Source organism: Romboutsia lituseburensis (assembly GCF_024723825.1).
Taxonomy (GTDB): Bacteria; Bacillota; Clostridia; order Peptostreptococcales; family Peptostreptococcaceae; genus Romboutsia_F; species Romboutsia_F lituseburensis_A.
This window is the reverse complement of sequence record NZ_JANQBQ010000001.1, coordinates 2,779,162-2,796,141: the sequence shown is the minus strand read 5'-3', so window position 1 is coordinate 2,796,141 and position 16,980 is coordinate 2,779,162. Positions and strand designations below refer to the sequence as shown.

Below are 16,980 nucleotides of genomic sequence, written 5' to 3'. Positions count from 1 at the left end.
GTATTAAATACGGCTCCAAGCAAATTTTTATTATAGACTTTACTCCGAGCCTTCTACATTTTCAAAATGTACAATATTTTTCATTATGTTTCAACCTCTTTATACTTTGTCTAATTTTCTTTAATTATATAGTGTATTATATATTAAATCTTCATGTTGTAACTCTTAAAATTTAAGTCTTAAAAATACAGGTTATTTATAATAAATTATTTTTAGTTCCTTTGTTTAATATATTTTCATAATCTATAAAATCATAGATATCTTTTTCAAATACATTACTAAACTTTAAAAATTCATATAGTTCTAAATCTTCGATAGCTTTGTTATTGTCCTCGCAATAAATAACGATACATCCAACAATGCCATGAGCATCTCTAAATGCAACTCCTTTTTTAACTAAATAATCCGCAACTTCTGTAGCATTTAAAAAACCATGCTTAACAGCTTTTTTCATATTTTCTTCATTTACTTTTAAAGTAGCAATCATTCTTTCCATAATAGAAATACACATTTGTATAGTATTTATACTATCAAAGAAACCTTCTTTATCTTCTTGCATATCTTTGTTATAAGCAAGTGGTAATCCTTTCATAGTAGTAAATAATCCGAATAAACTCCCATAAACACGACCTGTTTTTCCTCTTATTAATTCAGCACCATCAGGATTTTTCTTTTGTGGCATTATACTGCTACCTGTTGTATATAAATCATCTATTTCTATAAATTTAAATTCTTGACTACTCCATAATATAAGTTCTTCACTTAATCTACTTAAATGCATCATTATTATAGAAAAATCACTCATAAGCTCAAGTAAATAATCTCTATCACTTACTCCATCCATATAGTTTTCTACAATTCTACTGAATCCTAATTTTTCTTTAGTGATTTCTCTATCAATATTATGAGTAGTTCCTGCTAATGCACAACATCCTAAAGGACATTCATCTAATATTTCTAAAGCGTTAGTAAGTCTTTTTTCGTCTCTATCAAACATGCTATAATAAGCCATTAAGTGATGTTTAAATGTTACAACTTGAGCTCTTTGCAAATGAGTATATCCTGGCATAATTACACAATTTTTATAAGCAACTTCTTTTAAAGTTTTCTTAAAGCTTTTTATTAAATCTATTATTTCTATAGTACTTTCTTTAGCAAATAATCTCATATCTGTTGCTACTTGATCATTTCTGCTACGAGCTGTATGTAGTTTTTTTCCAACTTCACCAATTCTTTTAATCAAGTTTACTTCTATAAAACTATGTATATCTTCATAGTTACCTTCTAATAATAATTTTTTATTATCTATATCTTGATGAATTTCTATTAACCCATTAGTTATAGCTATGCCTTCTTCTTCCGTTAAAAGCCTACACTTTACTTGCATATATACATGAGCAATACTTCCTTCTATATCTTTTTTATATAATATTTTGTCGTAATCAAATGATTTGTTAAATTCTTCCATAAGCTTATTTTCTTCTTTTCTAAAACGTCCACCCCATAGCTTCATTAGCTTCACCTCGCAATATATTTTATATTTATTAAATAAAAAAGTCCCCTGGTTATAAAACCAAGAGACGAAATTTTCCGCGTTACCACTCTAATTGATAAGTTATACTTATCCACTTTATTCTCTTAAGGCGAGATATTCCTAATACCATACTACTAATTCAGGTATTATTCTCCAAAGCTCTCTTCAATATAAATATTGTTACTAGACTCACACCAACTCTAGCTCGCTGAAACTTAATTTATATCTACTCTCTTTTTCATAGAATTTATATTTATTTAATTAAACTTCATTTTATGAATGATATTTTAAATAGTTAATATATCATTTTATCTATACTTATTGGTTTTGTAATGCTTTTATTTTTAAAGGAAGTGTAAATAAATTTATAAATCCACCTGCATCTTTATGATCATATAATTCACTATCTCCAAATGAAGATATAGATTCATCATATAATGCATTTTCTGTAAATATACCTGCAGGTTTTATATTACCTTTGTATAGCTTTACTTTTACAGTTCCTGTTATATTTTCTTGAGTTTCTTCTATAAAAGCATCTATTGATTCTTTTAATTTGCTAAACCACATTCCGTTATATATAAGTTCTGAATACTTGTGAGCCATTACTTGCTTATAATGTAATGTGTCTTTATCTAGAGTAGCACTTTCTAATATATTATGTGCTTCATAAAGTATCGTACCACCTGGAGTTTCATATACTCCTCTTGATTTCATTCCTACTAATCTATTTTCTAAGATATCTACAACTCCTATACCATGCTTTGCACCTATATCATTTAATGTCTTGATTATTTCTACAGGAGAAAGTTCCTCATTATTTACTTTCTTTGGTTCTCCTTTTTCGAAATAAATCTCCACATATTCTGATACATCAGGTGCCTTCTCAATTGGCATACACTTTTTATATACTAAATCTTCTTTATGCTCATTTTTTAAATCCTCTATATCTCCACCCTCTGTTGATATATGGAATAAGTTTGCATCTACGGAGTAAATTTTTTCTTTTGTTACTGCAACTTCTATATTATTTTCATTAGCATAGTCTATTGCATCTTCTCTAGATTTTATATCCCATAATCTCCATGGAGCTATAATTTCTATACTTGGATCAAGGGATAATATTGATGCTTCAAATCTTACTTGATCATTTCCTTTTCCTGTACAACCATGGCATATATATTTTGCATTTTCTTTATGAGCTATTTCAACTAATTTTTTAGCAATTATAGGTCGAGCTAAAGATGTTCCAAGTAAATATTTATTTTCATATTTTACCTCTGCCTTTATAGCTTTAAATATTGCTTGTGTTACAAATTCTTCGCTTAAATCTTCTACATAAGCTTTACTTGCACCACTTTTTAAAGCTTTTTCATAGATTTCATCCATGTCTTCCTCTTGACCTACATTTGCACATACTGCTATTACATCTATGTCGTAATTTTCTTTTAACCAAGGTATTATTATTGACGTATCCAGTCCGCCAGAATATGCTAGTATAACTTTTTCTTTGATTTTCATTTTACATTTCCTCCTAATATGGTTTTAGAAGGTATATTTTAATTAGGCCTAAATAATCTATACTTCTTATAAATTTTGGTATAAAAAAAGCCTCTTAGCAAAACACTAAGAGGCGAATTTATCGCGGTACCACTCTATTTAATAAGTAAAACTTATCATCTTGTATCTTTAAGGTAGATTAATCCAACTACTTTACTAATAAATAAAATGTTCAAATAGCCTTCTCCAAAGCTCTCTTCATTTAAACTTCTTTGCTAAGCTTCCACCATCCTTAGCTCTCTATAAAATACATTTAAACTACTCTCTTCTTCACTGAATTTTAAATATTTAATTTTAAACAATAGTAGCATAACATTTAGATTTATGTCAATATATTTTTTAGAAATATTTCACATTAAAGAAAGCATTTATTAAGTTACTAGTTATTTTTTGAACTTTATCTTTTTAATAAATTTTTAAGATTTTATACATCCTTTAATGCAACCTACGTTTTTCATACAAATTGGCACCAAGATTTGTTCAAGCCATTCATTTTACTATGATTAATTTAATATTGGTATCTCTAAATATATTCAAGTACATAATTATTTAAATAATTTTGACTATAATCAATAAATATAAGATTTAGCAATTGATTGACCCTGTTTTAGAGTCCTTTTCAAAGATCTATATTTTTCTAACTTTTATAATCTGCTACTCAAAATATGGTCAAATATATCCATATTGAGATTTTTTCTTCTTCAACGAACCTCGCCTTGCCTAAGCTACTACGATTTGATGTGGCTCTCCAAAGACTTAAATTCCGAAGTTAGCCCTCCGTACATATATAAGTACTTGTTTTAGTTAAGCAATCTTATATTTTTTAGCATTTTTAAGATTATAGGTTGCGTTTAAATCCCTATCTATTACAAGTCCACAAGAACACTTATAAACTCTATCTGATAGTTTTAAATCCTTCTTAATATCTCCGCAACTACTACAAGTTTTGCTTGAAGGGTAAAACCTATCAACTACTCTAAGTTCTATATTATTTTGCTTAGACTTAGATGTTAATTTAGTTCTAAATTCAAAGAACTTTTGATTTGCAATAGCTTTAGATAAATGCTTATTCTTCATCAAATTAGAAACTGCTAAATCTTCTATAACTATATACGATGGTTTGTTTTTCACTATCTCATTTATAGTTTTATTAATATAATCAGTTCTTATATTAGCTAATCTTTGATGAAGTTTCTGTACTTTAACTACTTGCTTTTGGATATTTTGACGAGTAGCTATCCCTTCTTTTATATTTTTTTTTCTTATTTTTAAACTCTCATATTTCCTTGAAAGTTTTCTTTGTTCTCTTTTTAATTTCTTTTCTACTTTTTTTACAATAGAAGTTTTATTTATGTTTTTATATACATCTCCAGTGCTTAATATAGCAAAATCTTTTAATCCAACGTCAATACCTATACCTTCATTTATAGGTTTAGTAACTTCTGTCTCAATTTCTTCAACTAATATAGACAAATAGTATCTATCAGATTTTTGACTTACTGTGCCACTTTTAACTACCGAATTAGTTGATATATATCCAAACTCTTTAAGCCTTATCCAGCCAAGAGTAGGCACTTTAACTCTATGTCTTTCAATTGTCCAATCAGTTTTGTTGTTCTTAGGAAAATAAGCCTTTACATCTTGATTTTTCTTTTTCTTAAACTTAGGAAAGCCTTTGGTTTTCTTGAAAAAGTCTTTAAATGTTTTATCTCCATTCATAATAGCTTGTTTAGTAGCCTTAGAGGATACTTCTTTAATCCATTTCATGTCTTGATTGTTAGGGATATATTCATTGTTTAACCACTTAGAAAAATCTATACCACTAATAAACTTACCTTCCTTCTCATAAACTTCCTTGTTATGAGCTATATAAAAGTTATATATAAATCTCGACACACCAATAGTTTGATGTATTTTAGATTTTTGTTCTTGTGTAGGATTAATCTCTATCTTGTATGCTCTTTTCAACTTCTTCATCCTCTCTAATCTTCTTTTTGTACTTTCTTAAACCATATATGCGACAACTAAATATATGAAGTATTGAAATTATATCTTGAACTAATTCTTCTTGTGGTGAAAGGCTTTCATTATTAACTACTATAATATTTACATTAAACTTAGCTAAAAATCTTTCAAACCATTCATAACCAAATCGAATAAACCTATCTTTATGAGTTACTATAATTGTATTTACTTCATTAGTCATACAACTATCAATTAGCTTATTCCATTTTTTTCGATTATAGTTTAATCCACTTCCAAAGTCCTCAATAACTTCATCCACTATTATGCCTTTTGCATTAGCATATTGTCTAAGAAATTCCACTTGATTTTTTAAATAATCTTTTTGATTAGAAGTTGAAACTCTTGTGTAAATAACGGTTTTTCTATCACTTTCTTCTTTGTGAATACCCTTATATTCGAGATATTGTTCATAAGTATAGTATCTTCTATTTGTAGGACTTCTAAATGCTTTTAATTTATTATCGTTATCCCAACGTTGTAGAGTTATAACAGATACATTTAATAATTCTGCAAACTCCTTTGGTTTATAATGTTTACTCAATGCAATCACAACCTCTCTATGATTACATTGTACTATAATTGATTATATTTGCATATATTTTAATTAACTAAATATAACTCCTTTTTTATTATGTATATACTTTACTTTATATGTAGTTTTAAAACCATAACGTTAAACTTACAATAAAAAGACTAATCTTACTAAGGAGTAAGATTAGCCTTTTAGTTTATTTATTCTAGCTAAATTTAAAAATAAAAAACTATACTGATTTTAATCAATATGGTTTTCGTGGATTTCAATGGTGGAGACGATTCACAAGAATAATACCCACGATTATCTATTTAATTATTTTTATAATTTCAATGTATATTTATACTTAACATTATGTTATAATCTCAAATAGACTACAATCTATCAGAGTGTTGTTCACATACTAGGGCTTTAACCTACTTCCAAATAGGAAGGAGGTGGAAGTATGGACAATTTTCTTTTTAATATAATTATTAGTTTTCTAGTAGGTATACCTTCAAGTATAGTTGCTAGTTACATATCTGATAAATTAAAAAGACACTCTTGCCCGACCAAAAGTAAGAGTGTCTTCGAGCTTGATATAAAAATCAAGTTCCGCAAATAAAATTTACTTTTATGGAACATACACTCTACTTCCCAATAGATTGTAGTCCTTTTTTCTTTTTAATAATATTATTATAACACATTTACTATTTATTTAAACTGTTTTTATTAAGCATAGTTATTTAATTTAACTATCGTATTAAGACATATTTTTTAATATAGATAACTTAATTATTGTTGATTTATTACATACTCATAGCATTCATCTATTCCATTTTCATAATCCTCAAAAGTTTCTTCAATATACACATTAGGTCCTAAAGTACTTTTTAAATCTTCAGTCTCCTTGAATAACTTCAATGTATCTTCTTTAATGACTAATGTTTCATAATTAAAAGTTTTGTGTGAATATCCTAAGTATGCATCTAGATTTGGTAGTTCTATTTCCTTAATATCGCCATAACTATATTTAATTACACCTGTATTACTTCCTATTGTTGTAGAATCTAACCTATCAGCTAAGTTTATAGTTCCTAAAGCACCAGATGAAAATGTTCCATTATTAATAAATGTATATACTTTCATTTTATCTTCTCTATCAACAATCTTAATTGTATCTATCAAACTTTGTAGATATACTGAATTTCCTCCTCCATTATCTCTCAAGTCAAATACAATGCTATCAATATTTTCGTAATTATCTTTTAAAATTTTTATCACTTCATTTTTAAATCCAGTAAAGTCCTCATCTATACATGCTTTGTATGAAATAAATAATAAATTATCTTTTTCTACAAATTTATACCAATAACCCTCTCTAGATCCTTCAGGTTTCTGCTCTGATATAGGTATATTTCTATTTTTAAATTTATCAGGGTAATATATACGTTCTTTATCTAGATATTCGCCTTGTGATGAGATTGACTTTATTTTCTTATTTATTTTATTTCCATTATTATCTTCTAGATTTAATGTAATTGTATTCCCCTCTGCTACCCCTATATAATCTAAATAAGTATGTACAATTAGATATGAAGCGGAAAATAGCTTTTTACTTACATCATTGTCGTATCCATATAAACTAGAAAGTAATTCAATAACTTTATATATTTCAGTTCCGTTAATACCTAAAATTTTATATCCTAATATATCCTCATCTTCTTTAAATGTTCCCAATATTCTCAGGTCTTCTTCAAACCATTTCATATATAGTGGATAAATTTTATCTTTCTTCGATAATTGAAAATAGTAATTGGTATGTGCATCTGTTATATCTGCAACTATGTCTTTTAATTTTAGATTTATTTCTTCTTTGCTCATTCTATTGGCATTTTCTTTTAGCTCTTTGATATTTTTATCCCATTCTTCTTGACTGACAAATGTAAATGGGTTTGGATGTTTTTCTTTTACAGTTTGATTAACCACCTCTATATCGTTTATATATCCCTCTATCGCTTCTGGTATACTTGTATCTGTGCAACCAGATATCTGAAATAATACTAATATCGTTATTATTATTAGGTATATTTTTTTCATACTTACTCCTCTAATTTATTTTATTAAAATACGTATTCAATAGTTTATAAAATAAAAAAGATATTAACATAAATTTATGTCAATATCTTTTTCGTGGATTTCAATGGTGGAGACGAGGGGAATCTATTCTATATATATTACATAATTTTATATAAGTTTATAAACCAGTATATACCTATATTTTAAGCTTCTATAATTTTATATTATATTAATATTTATTATTTTATTGTGTGTTTATTGTGTGTTTAATGTGTGCTATTATTTTTTATTAAATACATGAGGATGAGATTTATATTTTATAATGATATAATTTTTTTTTAATAATTAATTGTTTTTTTACACAACTTTTTACCCTCTTTAGTGTCTTTAGTATCTTTAATTATTGTAAATACTCGGGTTTAGGGGTCTTTAGGTACTCTTTATAAATATCTCTAAAGAGTCTTTACTATCTCTAAAATAGTTTTTTCTTCTAAAAATACAACTATAAAATCTATTGTAAATTAATTCAGTAACCATGTACTTATCATATAGAAGCTTATAGGATTATGTTAATTGGTAAATACTCTTATTATTAAATTGATAAAGTAGGTGATTAAATGTATAAAGGATATGCCGTTTATAGGTTTCTTGATAGAGATAAAAATATAATTTACATAGGTATGACAAATAATGCCTGGCGAAGAATAATGAACCAACATTTTAAACCAAATGGCCATTTATCACAAGACTGTTATTCTCAAACGGCTAGAGTTGACATAGTTAAGCTAGATAATAATTTAGAATGTAAAAGTTTAGAAGAATATTTAATAGATAAATATAAACCTAAGTTTAATAAAAGAGATAAAAGTAAAAACCCTTTTGGTACTTATGGATCTATTAAACAATATGATGATATGGAAAAATGGAAGCCTTACAGAACTTTAAAAGATTTTAATAGTAAAATAGAAAAACCTAAAAATAGTAATTGGTTTGTGGCTTCTTATATTGCTATATTACTTTTAATTGGAATAATATATTTAATAAAGTAGGTGATTTAATGTATAGTGAATATTTAGAGGTTATGAAAATATATTTTACTTTTATAAGTGCTATGTATTACTTGTGGTATATTAAAAGTGGATAAACTAGCCCTTTTTTAGCTTCTTTTTTTAGGAAATTAGGGAAATTCAATTTATAAATACTAGGTTTTACAAGGTTTAAATGTCAAGTTTAGTTAATTTCTATTGTTAGCAAATGTTAGGATTTTTAAAGTAATGTTTAATGAGGTATTACCTAGCCCTAATCTCACCGTTACCTTAGTAAAACCTTAGGGTATCTTAGTATATAAATCTTAGCAAAACTTAGCATACCTCGTTAAAAACTCGGTGCACCTTGTTGTAATCTTGGGGTACCTTGTCCTAACCTTGACATACCTTACCCTAATCTTACCGTTACCTTATCATTTCCGAGTAACCTTGTGCTTATCTTGTGGTTAATATAAATCCATCTCCAATGGCTCCAATGATTCTAAATCTATATTTAATAAATCATCAAGCGTACTTGTATTAACTTCAAAGTTGTATTAATACATATTTCTACAAATTACAGCAAGTGATATATGATATAATTCTACTGCAATTCAAAAATATAGGGGGATGTTTTATGAAATTAGCAAAAGAATTATTAGTATGTATGATTTTAGTATCAGGAATGTCAGTAGTAGGATGTGGGTCTAATGGTAGTAACCAAGAGAGTCCAGGAAAAGAAGTTGCTACTGAAAGTAAGAAAGAAACTAAGCAAGAAAGTAACGAGTATGGAGTATGCATGGAAAGAATAAATGGAAATGATTCACACGAACATCAACAAGGTGAAAAAAGTTCACTTAGTGAAAATCACGATGTTTATTATGAAATATTAGAAGTCAGAAAAGCAGTAGACTATATGGGTGGAGAAATAAAAGATGCTTATACATTTGACATATTAATGACTAATCACACTGAAAATGATATACCAGTATCAACTGCGATGTGTTTTGAAGCTACTGATACAGAGTCAAGAAAAGCAAGTTTAACAATAACTGCTGAGCAAAATGGAAGCTTAGATGCTACATTACCGGCAAATGGAAAACTTAGGGGAGATATAACTTTCCAGGCTTCAGAAGGTGCAACTATAAAAGATATAATGATATCACTAGACTTAGGTGAAAATAAATCTTTACAACAAATAACTACTACATTTGAATAAATAATTAATGTAAACTAATGCTAGAGTAAATTAATACTCTAGTATTTTTATATCTCGACATATATTATTTCTATTTTATCTGTCATGTATTGTAACTATTTTTATAATAAATATAAAAAACTATTAAAACTTCTAATAATAGTTTATATATATCGCTCATGCTCATATCATGTTTTAATTTTACATTACGTTTTTCTTTTTATTTTTTAGTAAATTATGCTATACTTTTATTAGTTCATACATATGTATGTATTCTAATAGAGCATAATAAAAAGAGTAGGAGACCTCTTACCTTCTTCCTACTCTATATTAAATAAATATTATTTTATAGTTATTTGCTTAGCATTGATACAGTAACCATTTATCCAGTTACCAGTTTTTTTATCTTGGTAGTTGGATTCGAAAAACTCGCCATCTATTAGGATGGTTTTATTTTTGCTTTCTTTTATATCCACGAAATATTCTTCCTTAAAACAAGTTATTAGAGCCGTTTTCTTAGTTTTACCTATATTTTCCAGTTTGAATTTAACTATCTGATTATTGCTAAATGTTACGCCTTTATTTATTCCTTCAAATTTAACACTATTTACCATGTATTACATTACCTCCTTGTTATTTATCTTATATTCTTCTATTAATTGGTCTATTTTTAAATTATCATTTATCCATCTTGGTGGATTTATATTTAGTTCTCTTAGGCTTATATATAATGGAACCATCCTATCAAATAGATTACATAGGTCTATATATTCCCTTGAATCTGTATTACATTTACTCTTATTACCTAGAGCATTAAACCAATGGTCAGCTACTGTTATCCTAAACAATACATCCATATATTCATTTAATAAGTTTCTAGTATTTATATCCATGTTACCCCCATATATTAGAATGGTGAATCTCCAGTATTAGATGGTTTGAAGCTTACTTCCATAAAATTACTTTGTTTAGTTTCTTCAAATACCTTTTTATTATTTTCTACTGGTATATATACATTCTTTTTATAATTAACATTAAAGAATACTGTATTACCTGGTTTGCCTATATCATGAGCCATTCCAGTACTTTTTTTATGTCCATATGATGCCATTTGTCTACCAAATTGTGTTACATTCATTGGGCTATTTATATCCTCTGTAAAACACCAATCTTTGTAAGCTTGATATAAGGTTTTAGCATGAACATTATATCCTTGAACCCTAACAAGTTTATCTTTATAAAAAGCATATGACGAGTCGGCTTCTTCTTTGTATTCTTCCATCTCATTGATAGATGCTTCACTTTGAGTTATCTTCCAGTTATTAGATTTTACTCTTTTTAGTCCTTCGTATGCCCACATGAAAACTATATCCATTTCATTGGAGATAATCTCCTCTACTATTCCAGGTACTCCCACCTTGTCGGCTTCTCCTCGTTCTACTTGTTCCTTTGTTCCGAAACGAATTGTAAATGGTATAAATATTGGTCTCCTAAAGAATCCATAACTTTTATCATTGGTTACTGGCATCCTATTTAAACCATAGAACCAAGCCATGTTAAACTTCATTTGTACATGGTCTTTATTTTTCTTATTAACTGTTATTTCTTCACCACATACGGCACTTTTAAAAACTCCATTGATTTTACCTTCTACTGTATCATCTCTAACTATATTTACCCTTCTACCTTCTGCCATTGCCATGATAAACTCATCCCCAAACTTACCAAGACCTATACCGCATACTGATTTATCCTTATCATATAATAAAGCCGTTTGTATATCGAATAAACTAGATTTACCATTAGATCCTTCACCTTTATATATAAAACATTGTTGTACCTTTGTAGCATTAGGACATAACATAACTCCCCAAGCTTCTTGGAGTGTTAAAATCGTACCACTATCAAGTATGTTTTCTAAGAAGCTTTTAAACTTTGAATTATTATAATCATTTTTATATTTATCTATATCATTTGTATAGTTACCATTGAATTTAGTATCTAGTTTTATATCAGATGTAAACTCCAGTAGTTCTCCAGTATCGGTATCTACAACACCATTTAAACAATTTATATATCTATTCTCATAATTAAATAATTCTTTGTGATTTTCTGCTATTGAGTGAATTGTTTTAGCGAATTTATCTGCTTTACCTGGGTCTATATCCTCATCCATAACCACATGGTCATAATATAGCTTTAATTGGTCTCTAATCTCCATATATTCATATATTCCTAGTTCTTCATTGTAGATATATAACATATTACCTTTTACATATGATGGAGCCTTATCAAGTACATATTTAACCAAGGAACCATTTATAATTCTACCTTTATCAGTACAGTAGACTGGTTTAGCATAAGATAATATACTATTAACTTTTTCCTGGACTTGTTGAGGTTCTAAAGGTGGATTTATGTAGCATTGGTTATACATCATAGCTACTGGTAGTAACTCGTGGACACTTCTAAACATTGGTTGAGTTATAACCTTACCTAAATATTTAATTAAAGCATCATCCCTCCCACCTTCATTAGTAACTGTGTAAAAATCATTACTTTTAGATGGTCTACCTGGTTTCTTTTTAGCTTTTCTATTACCATCTACATTGGTTTTAGTTGCTCCAAAGTATTCAGTAAGTTTATCAAATAATGATGTAGGCATATTATAAACTGGATTATCTTTATAAACTGTGTACTCTTTAATCTCGTCTTTTACTTTCCTTAGTGAGCCTGGAGTAATTATGATACCTCCATCTGTTCTAATATCTATTGATAACTCACTATTACTATTATTTTTTAAACCTTCTCTATACTTAAAATATAGATGTAAACCACCATTTGGAGTCTTAACAGTAAATGTATTAAATGCTTGTTGTTGCTCATCCTCGGTCATTCCTAAACCTTCTACCATTTGTTTATAGGCTTCTACTCCATCCTTTGTACTGTCTCCATGGTTACGGTCTAAATCTAAAACCATTATATTACTAGATTTACCAGTTATTAATGCTCCTCCAGTTATCATACCTTTTTTAACTTCATCCTTATTATTAATATACTGGTACAACTCGCCCTGGTCTCTTAATTCCTCTTTAGTTTTTATCCAGTTAACTTCCTTTTTCCATGGTATAGTTGATTTATTAGTATAATTAAATACTGGTACTATTGGTAAAAGTTCTTTAGCTTCTACCACCTTAAATATGTCTAACAATTTACCACCTCCTAAAATGTAACTCCTATGTTCTTATATAAAAACTCGTCTACTCTATCTCTTATTACTAATATTTTTCTACCTAACTTTACTACTGGAAAGCCTTTAGAATTTACCATCTCATAAGCTTTATTAGTTCCTATACCATACTCCATGGCGAACTCCTTAACCGTAATTAATTTTTTACTATCCATTTACTCCTCCTATTTTACCTCTAATAAATCATTTATTGGTATTTCTAATATATTTACCAACTTATTTAACATATCTACTTTTAAAACTTGTTTACCAGTTTCTATACGGTTTATCGTTGATGATGATACTCCCACTAATTCGGCTAACTGTTTTTGAGTTAAGTTATTTTTAACTCTAGCTATTTTTAAATTTATCACTTTATCACCTCATTTACGTATTTTTGTTTCATATTTTGATTTCATTATACGACCTTTTTGTTCACAGGTCAATATTTTTTATATTTTTATGAACTTTTGTTTCACATTGTGTTATAATGCTAATATAAGTTAATAATAGATAATACAACTCAATACATGGAGGGTTTTAAAATGAATATAGGAGATAATATAAAAAAATATAGAAAGAAAAATAAAATAACTCAAACTGAGTTAGCCAATAAATTAAATAAATCATTAAGAACTATACAAAAGTATGAATCAAATCACATAGTACCATCATTAAAGGTATTAAATGATATATCAGAGGCTTTAAATATCAATGTAAATGATTTAACTGATAAAGGTAATCATGGTTTAAGTTCTATTACTAAGAGTCGAGAAGCTTCAAAACATTATAAAGAAAAACCAATAAATAATGATATAACTAAGTTGGATATATATAATTCAAAGGATATACAACTATTATTCGATAAGTTTGGTGAAAAATATATTGATGAAAATAATAAAAGTGATAATACATCTAAATATGATGAGATAATAAACAATTATACTGATAATATGAGTTATGAAGAGTTAATAACATCTAAATATAAAATAGACTTTAGCGAAGAACTTAATAACCAAATACCACTACATGACAAAATAAATCCTAAACAATTAGAAATGATATATATATCTAAAATCAATGATTTAAAATCTATAATAAAAGGACTAGAGACACAAATAGATACTTTAAAATCAATGAATAATTTACAAAAAGATATGATAGATACTTTAAAATCAATGAATAATATATATGGTGGTGGTACTGATGGCGAATAAAAGAGCCAATGGAGAGGGTACAATAGTTAAGAATATTAGAAATGGAGTCCAAAAAGGTTGGAGGGCTTCTATCATGATAGGTTATGATGATAACGGTAAACAAGTTAGAAAACAATTTACTGGAAAAACTCAAAGTGATGTTAAAAAGAAGCTTGAAGAATATAAAAAAGAAATGTTATTAGGTACCATATCTACTGATGATAAAATAACTCTAAGTGAATGGTACTATACATGGTTATATGATTATCGCATGGAGGACTTGAAGCCTAAATCATTTGAGAAATACGAGGGTATATATAGGAACTATATAAAAGATAGTGAACTTGGCAAAGTTAAATTAAAGGATTTAAGAGCCACACATATACAAAGGTATTATAACAAGCTTCAAAAACAAGATAATAAGCCACCATCAACTATAAAAGGATTAAATACCAGGTTAAAGCCATGTTTAGGTGAAGCCGAAAAGCAAGGATATATTCAAAAGAATTATTGTAAGATGGTTACATTACCAAAGGATGATACTAAGAAGGATATAAAAGTATTAAGCCAACAAGACCAACAAAGGTTTATACAAGCTATACAAGGTCATAAACTGGAAATATTATTTTTAATTGCACTTAGTACTGGTTTACGTTTAGGTGAGTTATTAGGCTTAAAATGGTCGGATATAAATATTAATACTGGGATGCTAACAGTTAACAGAACTTTATCAAGAGTTAAAAACCAGGTTACTGGTAACTATGAGATTATAGAGCAAATACCAAAAACTAAAAATAGTAATAGAGTTATACCAATACCAACTAATATACTAACTAAGTTAAAAGAACATAAAAAGGTACAAGGTAAACAAAGGTTATTTGTTGGAGAAGCTTATATCAATAATAACTATGTATTTACAGATGATATAGGCAATCCTATTGATGATAAAAGACCTGGAAGAAATTTAAAAACCATATTAACTAAGTTAGATATAGAGCCTATTAAGTTTCATGCACTAAGGCACACATATGCTACTAGGTTATTTGAAAACAATGTACCACCTAAGACAGTCCAGGTATTAATGGGTCATTATGATATTAGTATTACCATGGATATATATACTCATGTTATGGAAGATACTAAACTGGAAGCCGTTGAAAAACTTAATAATATATTTGTAATATAGAAAATAATAAAATTAATTTAGGTAATACAAATGGAGATATAAAAATGTTAGAAAGATTAACAAACCAAGAACTTATACAAATTATGAACAAAAAGGAGTTATCTGATGGACTAATTAGGTATAATTATATTCAAGATAATTTACATAAAGTTAATGTAATGGAAGATATAATATTCCAAGACATATTTATAAGGTTCTATCAAGTACAAGTACATAAATTTAGAGGTATAAAAGAATGTATATTTAGGATACTAGAAGAAAATAAAAACAATAAAGATATTAAATTCGAATATGTATTAAGAGAGTTGTATAGAGCAACAGGAACTATACAACCATCGTATGCAAGTAAGATAGTGGCTACAATCAATACTGATAAAGCCGTTATAGACTCTTGGGTATATAAAAATTTAGGATTGGTAAGAAAATATGGCACTGATAATATAACTTATACTATAGATCAATACTATCAAGTCAACAATATGCTCAATGAAATACTTAAAATCGATAGGTCAAAGTATATAGTAGATATATTTGATGCTTATTTCAATCATAATAATCTAACTGATATAAAGAAGCTAGATTTGATAATATGGCAGTGGAGATAATATAATAAATAAGATAATGAGGAGCTATATATGGCTTCTCTTTTTTTCTTGTACCATTTTAATAATAATGCTAATATATTCCTGGTTTTTAGGTTTTGAATAGATTTTTATATATTAAGGATAGTTTAAAGATACTAAAGATATTTATAAAGATACATAAAGATACTTGTATAATTCCTAGACCTTAGTATTTCCAATATATAAAGATACTTTAAAGACACTAAAGACACTTTTTTAACTTTTTCTAAAAAAATGAATAATTAATTATACTCACTCTATCAATTAACCAAGACCTGGATCCATTGCATCACTATTATAATTATGGTAAATATGCCCCAAAATAGGCTACTTTTTAACTGGATGTGTGTCTGATGTGTGTATTTTAACAAAATAAAAGGAACTACCAAAGGTTAAACCCTAGTAATTCCAATATATTTAGCCATTATATAGCTTTAATTGGTGGAGACGAGGGGAGTCGAACCCCTGTCCGCAAATCCTTTCCTCGTTGCATCTACGTGTGTAGCCAACTGATTTAGATTCTCGTCGCCCACATCGCCCAGCGGCAGGCTATGTGATTGACCAGTCCCAATTAGTCCACTTTAGGTCGAGACACCCAAAAAGTAGTTCCCTGCATAGTTGACGTCCAGGCCTAGCCGGCAGGAGGGCTGAGGCGGGACGAGCAGTACTAAGCTGCTAAAGCGTAATTATCGTTTGCGTTTATTTTAAGTCCCCAGTTTTTACGTGACCCAGAGTAACACGACACGCAGCCCCAAGTTCCAAACCCACGTCGAAACCTTTACGCCCCCGTGGTATTTTTAAGTCCTTGGACTGT

Annotated in this window: 16 protein-coding genes, 1 other RNA gene and 2 other annotated features; of the genes, 6 read left to right on the top strand and 11 right to left on the bottom strand. The window is 28.0% G+C overall.

Annotated features, from left to right (window positions below):
* Positions 1 to 196: 196 nt before the first annotated feature.
* The 4 genes from argH to NWE74_RS13665 all read right to left on the bottom strand — a co-directional run bounded on the left by argH (position 197) and on the right by NWE74_RS13665 (position 5,660).
* Positions 197 to 1,513 (bottom strand): argininosuccinate lyase, encoded by a 1,317-nt coding sequence (gene argH / locus NWE74_RS13680; protein ID WP_258243549.1) that lies wholly within the window; start codon positions 1,511 to 1,513, stop codon positions 197 to 199.
* A gap of 60 nt (positions 1,514 to 1,573) precedes the next feature.
* Positions 1,574 to 1,785, bottom strand: a binding site (T-box leader).
* A gap of 67 nt (positions 1,786 to 1,852) precedes the next feature.
* The gene (locus tag NWE74_RS13675; RefSeq protein WP_258244463.1) at positions 1,853 to 3,049 is read right to left on the bottom strand and encodes an argininosuccinate synthase; all 1,197 of its coding nucleotides are present in this window, start codon (positions 3,047 to 3,049) and stop codon (positions 1,853 to 1,855) included.
* 111 nt (positions 3,050 to 3,160) lie between these two features.
* Positions 3,161 to 3,377, bottom strand: a binding site (T-box leader).
* 521 nt (positions 3,378 to 3,898) lie between these two features.
* Positions 3,899 to 5,062, bottom strand: a complete 1,164-nt coding sequence (locus NWE74_RS13670; RefSeq protein WP_334304168.1) for a transposase — start codon at positions 5,060 to 5,062, stop codon at positions 3,899 to 3,901.
* Positions 5,034 to 5,660, bottom strand: coding sequence for an IS607 family transposase (locus NWE74_RS13665; RefSeq protein WP_258243547.1), 627 nt, complete (start codon positions 5,658 to 5,660; stop codon positions 5,034 to 5,036). The genes NWE74_RS13670 and NWE74_RS13665 overlap by 29 nt, the downstream gene beginning before the upstream one ends.
* 436 nt (positions 5,661 to 6,096) lie before the next feature.
* On the opposite strand from NWE74_RS13665, the gene NWE74_RS13660 reads away from it, so the two are divergent.
* Entirely contained in the window at positions 6,097 to 6,255 is a 159-nt protein-coding gene (locus NWE74_RS13660) for a hypothetical protein (RefSeq protein ID WP_258243546.1), read from the top strand.
* A gap of 170 nt (positions 6,256 to 6,425) precedes the next feature.
* Here NWE74_RS13660 and NWE74_RS13655 read toward each other — a convergent pair whose 3' ends face one another.
* Positions 6,426 to 7,730, bottom strand: a complete 1,305-nt coding sequence (locus tag NWE74_RS13655; RefSeq protein ID WP_258243545.1) for a hypothetical protein — start codon at positions 7,728 to 7,730, stop codon at positions 6,426 to 6,428.
* Between the two features lie 596 nt (positions 7,731 to 8,326).
* Here NWE74_RS13655 and NWE74_RS13650 point away from each other — a divergent pair.
* Together NWE74_RS13650 and NWE74_RS13645 are read left to right on the top strand one after the other, a co-directional pair.
* Positions 8,327 to 8,758: a GIY-YIG nuclease family protein gene (locus tag NWE74_RS13650; RefSeq protein WP_258243544.1), complete on the top strand. Its 432-nt coding sequence runs from the start codon at positions 8,327 to 8,329 to the stop codon at positions 8,756 to 8,758.
* A gap of 613 nt (positions 8,759 to 9,371) precedes the next feature.
* On the top strand, positions 9,372 to 9,953 hold the full coding sequence (locus NWE74_RS13645; RefSeq protein WP_258243543.1) for a DUF4352 domain-containing protein: 582 nt from the start codon (positions 9,372 to 9,374) through the stop codon (positions 9,951 to 9,953).
* A gap of 320 nt (positions 9,954 to 10,273) precedes the next feature.
* Here NWE74_RS13645 and NWE74_RS13640 read toward each other — a convergent pair whose 3' ends face one another.
* The 5 genes from NWE74_RS13640 to NWE74_RS13620 are packed head-to-tail and all read right to left on the bottom strand — an operon-like array spanning position 10,274 to position 13,535.
* A complete protein-coding gene (locus tag NWE74_RS13640; RefSeq protein WP_258243542.1) occupies positions 10,274 to 10,546 on the bottom strand; it encodes a hypothetical protein in 273 nt (90 codons plus the stop codon).
* A 3-nt stretch (positions 10,547 to 10,549) separates the two neighbouring features.
* Complete coding sequence (locus NWE74_RS13635; RefSeq protein ID WP_258243541.1) at positions 10,550 to 10,825, bottom strand: hypothetical protein; 276 nt, start codon at positions 10,823 to 10,825, stop codon at positions 10,550 to 10,552.
* 14 nt (positions 10,826 to 10,839) lie between these two features.
* On the bottom strand, positions 10,840 to 13,143 hold the full coding sequence (locus NWE74_RS13630) for a phage/plasmid primase, P4 family (protein ID WP_258243540.1): 2,304 nt from the start codon (positions 13,141 to 13,143) through the stop codon (positions 10,840 to 10,842).
* A gap of 11 nt (positions 13,144 to 13,154) precedes the next feature.
* Complete coding sequence (locus NWE74_RS13625; RefSeq protein ID WP_258243539.1) at positions 13,155 to 13,337, bottom strand: helix-turn-helix domain-containing protein; 183 nt, start codon at positions 13,335 to 13,337, stop codon at positions 13,155 to 13,157.
* A gap of 9 nt (positions 13,338 to 13,346) precedes the next feature.
* Entirely contained in the window at positions 13,347 to 13,535 is a 189-nt protein-coding gene (locus tag NWE74_RS13620) for a helix-turn-helix transcriptional regulator (RefSeq protein ID WP_258243538.1), read from the bottom strand.
* A 171-nt stretch (positions 13,536 to 13,706) separates the two neighbouring features.
* On the opposite strand from NWE74_RS13620, the gene NWE74_RS13615 reads away from it, so the two are divergent.
* From NWE74_RS13615 to NWE74_RS13605, 3 genes are read left to right on the top strand one after another with little or no spacing between them, the layout of a single operon-like run.
* The gene (locus NWE74_RS13615; protein ID WP_258243537.1) at positions 13,707 to 14,378 is read left to right on the top strand and encodes a helix-turn-helix domain-containing protein; all 672 of its coding nucleotides are present in this window, start codon (positions 13,707 to 13,709) and stop codon (positions 14,376 to 14,378) included.
* Positions 14,368 to 15,543 (top strand): tyrosine-type recombinase/integrase, encoded by a 1,176-nt coding sequence (locus tag NWE74_RS13610; protein WP_258243536.1) that lies wholly within the window; start codon positions 14,368 to 14,370, stop codon positions 15,541 to 15,543. The genes NWE74_RS13615 and NWE74_RS13610 overlap by 11 nt, the downstream gene beginning before the upstream one ends.
* Positions 15,544 to 15,587: 44 nt before the next feature.
* Positions 15,588 to 16,148: a hypothetical protein gene (locus tag NWE74_RS13605; RefSeq protein ID WP_258243535.1), complete on the top strand. Its 561-nt coding sequence runs from the start codon at positions 15,588 to 15,590 to the stop codon at positions 16,146 to 16,148.
* 457 nt (positions 16,149 to 16,605) lie between these two features.
* Here NWE74_RS13605 and ssrA read toward each other — a convergent pair.
* Positions 16,606 to 16,954: a transfer-messenger RNA gene (ssrA, locus tag NWE74_RS13600) on the bottom strand.
* Positions 16,955 to 16,980 lie beyond the last annotated feature (26 nt).